This is a genomic window from Mesorhizobium sp. M0140 (genome assembly GCF_040322475.1).
GTDB lineage: Bacteria > Pseudomonadota > Alphaproteobacteria > Rhizobiales > Rhizobiaceae > Mesorhizobium.
The window spans coordinates 34,283-45,946 of sequence record NZ_JAMYTM010000007.1 but is presented as its reverse complement, the minus strand read 5'-3'; the positions used below and the strand labels follow the sequence as shown (position 1 = coordinate 45,946).

The 11,664-nt window shown below is 63.2% G+C and carries 9 protein-coding genes and 2 tRNA genes; 6 read left to right on the top strand and 5 right to left on the bottom strand.

Annotation, left to right across the window (positions count from 1 at the left end; all coding sequences use genetic code 11):
- The first annotated feature begins 154 nt into the window (after positions 1-154).
- Entirely contained in the window at positions 155-607 is a 453-nt protein-coding gene (locus tag NKJ37_RS09255) for an Lrp/AsnC family transcriptional regulator (protein ID WP_023812252.1), read from the top strand.
- 94 nt (positions 608-701) lie between these two features.
- On the opposite strand, the gene NKJ37_RS09250 is transcribed toward NKJ37_RS09255, so the two are convergent.
- Positions 702-1,901: a cytochrome-c peroxidase gene (locus tag NKJ37_RS09250; protein WP_352773741.1), complete on the bottom strand. Its 1,200-nt coding sequence runs from the start codon at positions 1,899-1,901 to the stop codon at positions 702-704.
- Positions 1,902-1,908: 7 nt separating this feature from the next.
- Positions 1,909-2,358, bottom strand: a complete 450-nt coding sequence (locus tag NKJ37_RS09245) for a FixH family protein (RefSeq protein WP_352773740.1) — start codon at positions 2,356-2,358, stop codon at positions 1,909-1,911.
- Positions 2,359-2,509: 151 nt separating this feature from the next.
- Here NKJ37_RS09245 and NKJ37_RS09240 point away from each other — a divergent pair, with 151 nt between their 5' ends.
- On the top strand, positions 2,510-3,430 hold the full coding sequence (locus tag NKJ37_RS09240; protein WP_352773739.1) for a sugar kinase: 921 nt from the start codon (positions 2,510-2,512) through the stop codon (positions 3,428-3,430).
- Between the two features lie 50 nt (positions 3,431-3,480).
- On the opposite strand, the gene NKJ37_RS09235 is transcribed toward NKJ37_RS09240, so the two are convergent.
- From NKJ37_RS09235 to NKJ37_RS09225, 3 genes are all read right to left on the bottom strand, one after another.
- The gene (locus NKJ37_RS09235; RefSeq protein ID WP_352773738.1) at positions 3,481-4,503 is read right to left on the bottom strand and encodes an aldose epimerase family protein; all 1,023 of its coding nucleotides are present in this window, start codon (positions 4,501-4,503) and stop codon (positions 3,481-3,483) included.
- 93 nt (positions 4,504-4,596) lie between these two features.
- Positions 4,597-6,054, bottom strand: a complete 1,458-nt coding sequence (locus tag NKJ37_RS09230; protein ID WP_127291661.1) for an NAD-dependent succinate-semialdehyde dehydrogenase — start codon at positions 6,052-6,054, stop codon at positions 4,597-4,599.
- Positions 6,055-6,267: 213 nt separating this feature from the next.
- Complete coding sequence (locus NKJ37_RS09225) at positions 6,268-7,218, bottom strand: AEC family transporter (protein WP_128303984.1); 951 nt, start codon at positions 7,216-7,218, stop codon at positions 6,268-6,270.
- A 143-nt stretch (positions 7,219-7,361) separates the two neighbouring features.
- Between NKJ37_RS09225 and NKJ37_RS09220 the strand changes: the two genes are divergently transcribed.
- The 4 genes from NKJ37_RS09220 to NKJ37_RS09205 all read left to right on the top strand — a co-directional run bounded on the left by NKJ37_RS09220 (position 7,362) and on the right by NKJ37_RS09205 (position 11,409).
- Positions 7,362-10,382 (top strand): caspase family protein, encoded by a 3,021-nt coding sequence (locus NKJ37_RS09220; protein ID WP_352773737.1) that lies wholly within the window; start codon positions 7,362-7,364, stop codon positions 10,380-10,382.
- Between the two features lie 103 nt (positions 10,383-10,485).
- Positions 10,486-11,034, top strand: a complete 549-nt coding sequence (locus NKJ37_RS09215; RefSeq protein WP_023812259.1) for a histidine phosphatase family protein — start codon at positions 10,486-10,488, stop codon at positions 11,032-11,034.
- Between the two features lie 229 nt (positions 11,035-11,263).
- Positions 11,264-11,337 (top strand) — tRNA-OTHER (locus tag NKJ37_RS09210).
- 2 nt (positions 11,338-11,339) lie between these two features.
- A tRNA-Asn gene (locus NKJ37_RS09205) sits at positions 11,340-11,409 on the top strand.
- Positions 11,410-11,664 lie beyond the last annotated feature (255 nt).

Here is an 11,664-nt window from a genome sequence, read left to right as displayed (position 1 = left end):
CATGGATCGAGCAAAGGGATCGGGCCGGCGGTCACCGGACCGAATGGTGGAAGCTAGCACAGATGCGAATTTTCAATCGGTCCGAAGAAATCGACATTGCAGGTCATTCGATCTATCGTAGCAGCTCAAAACCGACATATGGACTGCATTTTCGATGACAGAAGACCAATTGGACCGCATCGACAGGAATATCCTGGCGGCGCTGGCAAGCGATGGCCGGCTTTCGATGTCAGAACTGGCGGCAAACGTCGGCCTGTCGAAAACGCCGGTGCAGGCGCGGGTGAAGCGGCTGGAGAAGGACGGCTACATCAGGGGCTACCAGGCGATCATCGACCGCGAGCGCATGGGCGAAGGCCATGTTGCATTCGTCCAGGTGAAATTGTCCGACACCAGGTCCGCCGCGCTCGATGCCTTCAACCGATCCGTGCAGGCCGTGCCGGAAATCGAGCAGTGCCACATGATGGCGTCGAGCTTCGACTATCTGCTGAAAGTCCGCACCAGGGACATCGCCGCCTACCGCCGCGTCCTCGGCGAACGCATCTCGGCCCTGCCCCACGTCGCCCAGACCTCGACCTTCGTGGCGATGGAGACAGTCAAGGATCGATGACCATGATCCCGAAAAGTGGAAGCCGGTTTTCGGACAAGATCATGGTCAAACGTAGAGCCCCATCCCGATACATCGGGATGGATCGGGCTCTAACTCACTCCGAAAGCGTCTTCAGGAAAGCCACCAGCGCCGCACGTTCACGATCCGACAGCCCCAGCGGATGAACTTCGGACGTACCCTCCACGCTGGGTGCAGCCTTGGCGTAGTGCGCCACGACCTCGTCGAGCGACGAAAACTGCCCGGCATGCATGTAGGGCGACCGCGTTGCCGCACCGCGCAGCGACGGCGTCTTGTAGGCGCGGATCAGTTGCGGGCCATCCTTGACCATGAAGCGCAACTCGCCGCAGGCGCTGGCGTCGCCATCGCGATAGGCGCCGAAACAGTTGAACGGGTCGGCTTCGACTTGGCGCACCGCATCGATGCGGCCGCGGTCCGGCGGCAGGCCCGCAATGGGTGGCACGCCGGTGTTGTGAAAGCTGTTGTCGGTGAAGCGCGGGCCGTTGTGACAGGTCACGCAATTGGCCTTGCCGATGAACAGTTTCAGCCCAAGGATTTCTTGCTTGGAAAAGACCGCATGGCCTTTCGGCTCAGCGCCAGTGACGAGATCCAGCGCAAAACGGTCGAAACGCGTCGGCGCCGGCTCGATCGAGCGTTCGAAGGCGGCGATCGCCTTGCCGATATTGGCAAAGACGCCGTCGATTGCGCTGCGCTGCGCGCCGCTCATCGCATTCCAGGCCGCCTTCTCGGCATCGTTTCCAAGCGGGCTGGCATTCGACGGCATGCCCGAAAGATCGGGCAGCGGCCCGAAGATGCGCTCATAGCGCTCGCCGAAGCGCGCCTTGATGTAGTGCGCGTAGGCGGTGCGGTTTCCCGCCTGCTCCAGCGGGTTTTCGAGCGGCGTCAGCGCTTGCGCCCACAGGCTGTCGCGGCGGCCGTCCCAGAAGAACCAGGGATCGCGCGCGACGCCGGCCAGCGGCATGGTCCGCCGGCTGGTACGGCCGACGCCGACGGCTTGCGGCAGGTCGTCCTGGAACTGGCGGTCGATCTTGTGGCATGTCGAACAGGATATCGACCCGTCACCGCTCATGCCCTGATCGAAGAACAGGGTCGATCCGAGTGCGGCGGCAGCCGGCACGTCGGCAAACCGGTTAGTGGTGTCGGGCTTGAGTGGCGGCAGCGCCGACAGCGCCAGCGAGGCGATGGTTTTCTTCTCGGCGTCGGTAAAATCCGGTTTGCCGCAACCGGCAAGGACAACGGCCACCACCAGCGCCAGAAAACGCGAAAGCCGCCTCATGTCCTGCTCACAGCACCACGTTGAAGAGCACCGTGTCGGAGCCGGCGGTGGCCGAGATGGCGAAATGCAACTGCCACCAGCCACTCATGGTGAATTTCACCCCTTCGATTCGATAACGCCCGTCGCCGAGATAGTCGGTCGCCTGCGGGCTGGTCGGCAGGCCGTGACTGTGCAGTGGCATGCCGCCGGAAATCGCGATCGCCGCACCTTCCACCGGAACTCCTGCCTTTGTCTTCAGCGTCAGCAGCCAGGATTGCAGTTGGCCTAGCCGCACGACACCTCGCTCCGGCGCGAAGCTGGCTACGAACAGCGCGTTGGCGGTGTTCTTCGTCCGCGAGACATCCGGGCCGGCAGGCAGCGACGACCGCGGCGCCGTCAGGAAGACGACCGCGAGAATGCCGACCAGCAAGGCAGCCAGACCAAGACCCGCCAGAAGATAACGCCATATCGATGCCAAACCGGTTCCTCTTCCGCAGACAACGCTCTGCCAGACGGATCGCATCCCGCCAGCCTGTGGGAAAACGCTGTGACGGAAAAAACCCTGCTTGCCAAGCATGGCGCTGCCGGTGGCAAAAAGCTACAGCACCGGGATCACTGGAGGATTGTAGATGGCGGGAAACGGCGTCGCCTCGATCGGCGAATGCATGCTCGAACTGTCGGGCCAGACGGGACCGAACTGGCGCATGGGCTTTGCCGGCGACACGTTCAACACGCTGTGGGCGCTGCATGCACTGAGCGCTGAGCGGCCGGCAACCTATGTCTCGGCCTTCGGCGACGATCCATTCTCGCAAGGCCAGATCGATTTCTTCGCTGAAAACGGCATCGGCATCGGCTCCAGCCCGCTCATAGCGGGCGCGCGGCCCGGCCTCTATGCCATCACGCTGACGGGAGCCGAACGTTCCTTCACCTATTGGCGTGGCGACGCCGCCGCGCGGCAGCTTGCCTCTGACCCGGCCGCATTATCGAAAAACCTGGAAAATCAGGCACTTGTCTATTTTTCCGGAATCACTTTGGCAATTCTGGACAAAGCCTCGCGCGCTGCGTTGCTGGCCGCCGTCGCCAAGGCTCGTTCGGCTGGTTCACTTATCGCCTTCGACCCCAACTACCGGCCGCGGCTCTGGCGTGAGCGCGAGGAGGCGCAGGCAGCGATCGTCGAAGCCCTTGCCGTCACTGATATCGCATTACCAACCTTTCCCGACGAGCAGATGCTGTTTGAGGATGCAACGCCGCAAGTGACCGCTAAGCGGATCGGGAAATTGGTTGCCGAGGTCGTCGTCAAGAATGGCGAAGCGCCGGCACAGGTTGCCCAAGCCGGAACGCTGCGCGAAGTCCCGGCAATCCATGTCGCCGCTCCCGCCGATACGACGGGCGCCGGCGATTCCTTCAACGGCGGCTATCTTGCGGCTCGACTTGCCGACCACGACCCGCTTGAAGCAGCACGCCGTGCGCATCGCGTCGCCGCCGCCGTGGTGCAGGTGCGCGGCGCGCTGGCGCCGTTCGAGACGCTGCGCGCGGCCTTCGCCGGCTAAAGTCTGTTGCGATTCAGGTCAGGCGGGCTTCACCTGAACATTGGCAGGCCTCAGGGCAGACGGAATCTGTATTCCGCCACGTGGTGGTAGATCGCGCCCGGCCACAGGGTCGCCTGCGGGAAATAAGGCCGGTTCGGCGCGTCCGGCCAAATCTGCGGCTCCAGGCAGAAGCCGCAAAAAGCCTTGTAGTCGCGGCCTTCCAACCCGGTGCGCGGCGTCACGTACTGGCCGGTATAGAGCTGGACGCCCGGCTCAGTGGTCCAGATCTCCATCTCGACACCGGAACTGGCGCCTTGCGCCCATGCCGCCTGCTTGAGCGGCCCGCGTGCCGAAGCGAGGCAGAAATTCTGGTCGTAGGGCAGCTGTTCGCCCTCGGTCTCCATGCGCAGCGGCCGCGCCTGGCGGAAATCGAACGGCGTGCCGTCAACCGGCTTGACCACGCCTGTGGGGATCATGTCGCCATCGACCGGCAGATAGGCGCCGGCATTCAACATCATCCTGTGGTCGAGAATGTCTCCGGCGCCGCCATCGTCCAGGTTGAAGTAGGAATGCTGGGTGAGATTGCACAGCGTCGGCTCCTCGCAGGTGGCGGTCAGCTCGACGCTGAGCGTGCCGGGGATCTTCAACCGGTAGGTGCAAGTGACATCGAGCGCGCCGGGAAAGCCCATCGCGCCGTCGGGATCGTGCAACGTCAGCGTGACGAAATCCCTGCCATGCAACGAAACCGTCCACGGCCTGTGGGAATAGCCTTGCGAGCCGCCATGCAGCGTATGCTTGTCGAGGAAGTTTTGCTCGGTCTGGTAGCGGCTGCCGGCGATGGTAAAGCGGCCGTCGCGGATGCGGTTGGCATAGCGGCCGACAACCGCTCCAAAGAAGCCCGTATCCGTCTCGTAGGCCGCCAGATTGTCGTAGCCAAGCACCAGCGGCGCATCGTGCCCGGTCAGGCGCAGATCCTGGATGATCGCGCCCAGACCGATGATGTTGGCGGTGATACCGCCGCCCCTGATCGTGAAGCGACGCACCGGCTCGCCTGCCTGCGTCGTGCCGAAAACCTCGCCGTCCTTCATCGCCATGCCCGTAAATGCCAGTTGATCCAGAAGACTTCGGCTGGTTTTCCCATGAGAGACAGGCAGGCCATCGGCCTCCCCATCTCAGGGAATATCCTATCAGAGGCCGAGGCCGCCGATGCAGACATATTTGGTGTCGAGATAATCCTCGATGCCCTGATGTCCGCCTTCTTTGCCGAGACCCGATTCCTTGACGCCGCCGAACGGCGCCTCCGGCGTGGTGATGAGGCCTTCATTGACGCCGACCATGCCGTATTTCAGCCCTTCCATGACGCGGAAGGCGCGGCCGAGATCGCCGGTGTAGAAATAGCAGGCGAGGCCGAATTCGGTGTCGTTGGCGAGTGCTATCGCCTCCTCTTCGGTCTCGAACTTGAACACCGGTGCGACCGGGCCAAAGATCTCTTCCTTCATGAAGCGCATCTTGGGCGTCGCATTGGCAATGACCGTCGGCTGGAAGAACGAACCGCCGAGCGCATGGCGCTTGCCGCCGGCAACGATCTTGCCGCCCTTGGATGTGGCGTCGGCGATCAGTTCTTCGACCTTCTCGACCGCCTTCTCGTCGATCAGCGGCCCCTGCTGCACGCCGTCCTCGAGGCCGGAGCCGACCTTCAGCCCGTTGCTGGCGGCAGCGAGCTTCTCGACGAACTTGTCATAGACACCAGCCTGGACAAGGAAGCGGTTGGTGCAGACGCAGGTCTGGCCGGAATTGCGATACTTGGCGGTGATCGCACCAGCGACCGCACGCTCGAGGTCGGCGTCATCGAAGACAATGAACGGCGCGTTGCCACCGAGCTCCATCGACACTTTCTTGACGGTGACCGACGACTTCTGGATGAGAAGCTTGCCGACTTCGGTCGATCCGGTGAAGGTGATCTTCGACACCAGCGGATTGGCGCAGATCTCGTCGCCGATCTCGCTTGCCGAACCGGTCAGGATGTTGACGACGCCCTTGGGGAAGCCGACCTCCTCTGCGAGCGCACCCCAGGCGAGGCCTGAATATGGTGTCTGCGAGGCCGGCTTGACCACTGCGGTGCAGCCGGCGGCGAGCGCCGGGCCGAGCTTGCGGGCCAGCATCGAGGACGGGAAATTCCACGGCGTGATGGCGGCGATGACCCCGACCGGTTCCTTGGTCACCAGGATGCGGCGGTCCGCCCATGGCGACGGCACGACGTCGCCATAGGTGCGGCGGCCTTCCTCGGCGAACCACAATATGTAGGCCGCGGCAGAGCCGATCTCGCCCTTCGATTCGAACAGCGACTTGCCCTGTTCGATGGTCAGCAGTTCGGCCAGCACGTCCTGATTGTCCATCATTGCGTCATGCAGCTTGCGCAGCAGCTTCGAGCGCTCGAGCGCGGTCGTCTTGCGCCAGGTCTTGAAAGCTTCCGCGGCGGCTTCGATGGCGCGGCGGGTTTCGGCTTTGCCCGACTTCGGCACGGTGCCGATCTTGAGGCCGGTGGCCGGGTTGTTGACGTCAACCGTCTGGCCGCTGTCGGCCTGCACCCATTCGCCATTGATGAGATTGGCCTGCCGCATGAAATGGCTGGTTTTCTGAAGCATGGTCTATCCTCCGTTCGGCGCGCTGACGGCCGGTCTGTGAAATCTTCGGTGAGCGTGCGCCATGGACTGAAGCCGGCACGCCGGAGCCACTGCTCTTTACCGAGGGCAAGGCCCGCAAGCAATCGCAAGATGGCATATAGGGGTTGGACCAGCCCGAGGCGAGAGCAGGCCGGACATATGCCGTGCCGATCGCTGGCCGCACCATCTGGCTATCTATCCGAAAACGTGGAGCACCACCGTCAGCCAGAAGGCGGTTGTAACAACCGCGCTCGCCGTGGCGATTGTCATCTGGTTCGACGCCAGCGCCTGGCCGGTGTTGAACTGCACGGCGATGAGATAGGAATTGATGCCGGATGGTAGCGCCGCCACCACCACCGCCACTTTGGCCGTCAATGGCGGCAGGCCAAGCAGCCAGACCAGACCGAGAACCAGAGCCGGCATCAGGAACAATTTCAGCACCGAAAGCGCCAGAGCCGGCCGGACATTGCCGGAGATACCGAAGCGGCGCAGGCTGAGGCCCATGGCGAACAGCGCCACTGGCCCGGCAGTGTCAGCCAGCGCATCGACCAGCCGTGTGGCAAGGTTCGGCAGCGGCGCGCCGGTTAGGCGCCATGCCAGCCCGGCCAGGATGCCGATGATCAGGGGATTGGTGAACAGTCTTCTCAGAAAGCTCTGGATGATGCGCAGCGGGTGTACGGGCTCGCTGCCACCGCGGCCAAATATCTCGAACATGATGATCGACGCCATCATCATGGTCGGCAGATGCACGGAAACGAGCAGCGACAGCACTTCGAATCCGCTGGACCCGAATACGCCGAGAACGAAGGGAATGCCCAGCAACACCACATTCGAGAAGGACGACGACACTCCACCGACGATACCTGTGCGTGCGTCCCGCCCGAAGATTCGCGTCGTCACCAGATGGCCGGCAGCCCATGTCATTGCAACCGCGGTGAAGTAAGCGCCCCACAGCGACCATGGCGCCACGCCATGGAAATCGGAATTCACCATCGTCCGAAACAGCAGCAGCGGCATCGCCACGTTGATGGCGAATTCGGAGATGCCGTCCCCGCTGGCCGGCTTTAGATAGCCGGTGAGCCCGGTGAGATAGCCGAGCGCGACGAGGCTGAAGACGAAAAGAACGGTTTCGGTGAGCGGCGACATTTTTCAGGGATAGGCGAGCCACGGCCGCGGCGCAATCGCGCCCGAATTTGATCATGCCCTAATTTGATCATGGCCAAATTTGATCATGGTCCATTGGCAGCGTTATAGAGGGCTTGGATCATCAGGGCGGATGCGAACGACAAATGACCTTTGTCGAAACCTCGAAGCTTAATCTTTTGCGGCGGGCATGGCTGACGGCTTTCATCGCCGCACTGCTTTGCCTTGCCGCGACCGCGCTTGCAGTTGCCGAGACAATAAGCCTTAAGGGCGTGGCGCTGATCATCGGCCAGTCGAATTACCTGCACATCGCCGCCCTGCCCAACCCCGCCAACGACGCCCGCGACATGGCCAAGATGCTGACCGACCTTGGCTTCGACGCCCGCAGCGTCACCGACCGCGACGCCACCAAGCTGAAGCGCGACCTGGAGCGGTTCACCGAAGATGCCGACGGCGCCGATGTCGCCTTCATCTACTACTCCGGTCATGGCATCGAGGCCGGCGGCGAAAACTATCTGGTTCCGGTCGATGCCGACGTCCCGTCGCTGAAGGATGCCGGCACCAGCCTTGTGCCGATATCGGCCGTCATGGAGGCATTGAAAAAGACAGTGCCGGTGACGATCATGCTGCTCGACGCCTGCCGCACCAATCCATTCCCCGCGGATGCCATGGTCCGGCGCTCACCGACCGCTTCCGCCTCGCCCATAGGCGCCGGCGGGTTGGAGCCGGTGCGCGGCGCGAAGGCGCTCGGCAATGCGCCGGCGGCCGACGCGAGCCTGGGTACGGTGGTCGGCTTTGCCGCAGAACCGGGTCGTCCAGCGCTCGATGGCGCCGCCGGCGAAAACAGCCCTTATGCGTCCGCTTTGCTGCGCCACCTCGCGGCGATGAAGGGTACCGAGTTCGGCTCGGTCATGCGCATGGTGACCGAGGAGGTCTATCTCGACACAAAGGCAAAGCAGCGCCCCTGGGTCAATGAAAGCTTGCGCCGGCTGCTCTATTTCGGCGTCGCGCCGGCGGAGCCGACCGGCGACGACGGGCTGATCACCGGCGAGCGGCGCCAGCTGCTGCTGACGATTTCCGACCTGCCCGACCCCAAACGGGCGCAGGTGGAACTGGCCTCGCTGCAGGAAGGCGTGCCGCTTGATGCGCTTTATGGCGTGCTGAAAGCGCTCGGCACGGAAAAGATCCCGGAAGATCCGACTGACCTGCAAAAGGTGCTCGACGCCCAGGCCGAGCGCCTGAAGAAGATGATGTCCGAGCGTGCAGCGCTTCGCACCGACGATCCGGAGATCAAACGGCTTGTCGCCTCCGCCGACAAGGCCATCAGCCAGGGCGCCATCGTGACGGCGCGTAAATTCCTCGACGATGCCGTCGGCCGGATCGAACAGACCAACGACGCGGTCGATCAAGCCGAGGATCTCGTCAAGCAGAAGCGTCTTGCCGATGCCGCGATCTATGCCAGGCGCGCCGATGCCTCTGGCCTGGTCTTCGACTACAGATCCGCCGCAGGCGATTACGCCAAGGCCTTCTCGCTGGCCGAGAAATGGGACGACAAGCTGCGCTGGAACTACAAGAACCAGCAAGCCGAGGCGTTGAACGCCTACGGCTACGCCACCGGCGATCTCGATGCGCTGCAGCACTCCATCGAGGCCTATCGCACCATTCTGAACTTCATCCCCAATGACGAACAGAATCGCGACTGGGCGATCACCCGCAACAACATGGCGGTGGTGCTGCAGACCATCGGCGAGCGAGAGACGGAGACCGCGCGCCTTGAAGAGGCAGCGCGGATCTTTCGCGATTCCCTTGTCGTGTTCGAGCGCGAGAAGGACGATCTTAACTGGGCCGCCGCGCAGAACAATCTGGCCAACGTGCTGTTGAAGATCGGCGAACGTGAGAGCGACCCGAAACGCCTGAACGAGGCGGTGGTGGCGATGCGCGCCACACTCGAAAAACGCCCGCGCGACAAGGTCCCGCTCGACTGGGCCGCTTCGCAGAACAATCTCGGCCTGGCGCTCTATGCGCTTTCCGAGCGCGAGGCCGCCGGCGAACATCTGACGCAAGCCGAGGCGGCCTACCGGCTGGCACTTGAGGAATACACACGCGAAAAGGCGCCGGTTGAATGGGCGATGGTCGAGAACAATCTCGGCAACACGCTGGTGTCGCTCGGCATTCAGCTCAACGACAAGGCGAAGATAAACGAGGCGGCCAACGCGTTCCGTGCCGCGCTTGAAGTGCGAACCCGTGAAACCTTCCCCGTCTCATGGGCGACCAGCAGGCTCAACCTCGGCAACGCGCTGAGCGGTGTCGCCCGTTTCGATATGGGCACCGGCGCGCTCGAAGAGGCCGCGGCCGCCTATGACGATGCACTGACGGTCTTTACCCGGCAGCGTTTCCCGATGGACTGGGCGTCGGCGCAGAACAATCTCGGTTCGATCTACCAGACGCTTGGCCAGCGCACCCGCGACGCGGCCAAGCTGGAGCAGTCGGCCGCGGCCTTCCGGGCGGCCCGGCAGGTCTATGTCAGACGGAAATTCCCTCTCGACTGGGCAATGAGCCACTACAATCTCGGCAACACGCTGCAGCTCCTCGGCGGCGTCACCGACAAGCCGGAACATTATGGTGAAGCCATTGCCGCCTACCGCGATGCGTTGCGCGAGTACAAGCGCGAGACGAACCCCCGCCAATGGGCGCTGGCCCAGGCCGGCCTCGGCTCGACGCTGCACTGGCTGAGCATGAGCAATGCCGACCCGAGGACCTTGCTTGAGTCCATAGCGGCCCGCCGAGCAGCCCTCGAAGTACTCACCGTCGACGCGGCACCGGTCGACTGGGCCAACGCCCAGAACGGCATCGGCATGAGCCTGCTCAACCTCGGCAATCTCGAACGCACCGGCAAATACCTCGGTGATGCCGAGGCCGCCTTCGCGGCCACGCTGAAGGTATTCACCAGGGAAAGCCTGCCCATGCAATGGGCCTTCGCGCAGAACAATCTCGGTGACGTCAGCTGGAACCGGGCCAGCTATGGCGGGGGCAAGGCCGAATATCAAAAGGCGATCGAATTCTTCGAGAACGCCAAGCAGGGCTTTACCGAAGCCGGCTACACAACCCCCATCCCGCTCACCGACCAGAAGATCGATCTGGTGAAGAAGCAGATGGCGAAGAAGTAGGTCTACGCATCCCGCCGACCGCGCCTTGTCTTTCGGCTGGCTTTACCGTCCCTATATGTCCCGTCACCGGAACCCATTGCCGGGAACCGGAGAAGGATAGCGGATGATTCGATTTGCCTTGGCGTTGTTCCTGTTTCTTATTCCCGGCGTGGCCCACGCCACGGATGCAGGCTGGGCGCTGCTGCGCGATGGCGGACATGTCGTGCTGCTGCGCCATGCCATGGTCACCGGCACCACCGACCCGGCCAATTTCGACATCGACAGTTGCGCCACCCAGATGAACCTGTCGGCCCGTGGCAAGCAACAGGCGAGCAAGATCGGCGCTCTGTTTGCCGCCCGTGCGGCACCGATCGAGCGCGTGTTGTCCAGCCGCTATTGCCGCTGCCTCGATACTGCCCGCATCGCCTTCGAGGCCGAGCCGGAGCTGTTTGCTCCGCTCGACCTCCTGAAGGGCGACGAGGCGCAGAAAGCCGCGCAGATCGCGGCGATCCTGAAAGAAATCCGCGCCTATTCCGGCTCCGACAATCTGGTCATGGTCACCCATCTGGAAGACATCGTGGCGCTGACCGGCATCTCGCCGCGCGAAGGCGAGGCCGTGGTCGTGGAGCCGCAGGGCGATAGCCTGCGCGTGCTCGGCCGCGTCACCTTCTGAGCTCCCTGCGCGCGATCGCTGACGTCGAAAGCGGTGTTGCCGAAATGCCACCGCCGCAAGAAGCCGCAAATCCGCCACGACAATGCCGCTTGCGACAACCCGTCGCAGGGGCTATAGGCGCGCTCCCGGTCACGAGAACCGAAGCGAGCACAACGGTTGGAGCTTTCGCCTCCGCCCGTGCAGGCGGCTTTGCCGCCCTGTATACGGCGCCGCTTTGGGGATTGGGATCGCGGATGTAGCTCAGCGGGAGAGCGCCGGATTTGGGTCCGGAGGTCGGGGGTTCAATTCCCTTCATCTGCACCACGGATAGCTCAGTTTGGTTAGAGCATCAGATTGTTAATCTGACTGTCGAAGGTTCGATTCCTTCTCCATTGGCCTGAAAAGCCATCCGAAAAACGGTCAGGGGACTGGAATGCGAAAGACTGAACGGATGGCCCAAGCCCTCGGGCGCGGATCATCCCAAGCGTCTTTCGCCATCGGCTCGCGGCCAGGCCCGCGGTGACGATCAAGGCGCAGTGTCGCCGGCAAAGGAAGCTCGGCCTCCGGCGCCCGCTTCGCTGCCCCGCGATCCGCTCCCGAAGGCCCGCCACGGATTGATGCCACCAGTCCCCGGATCATTCGTGCCCGGAC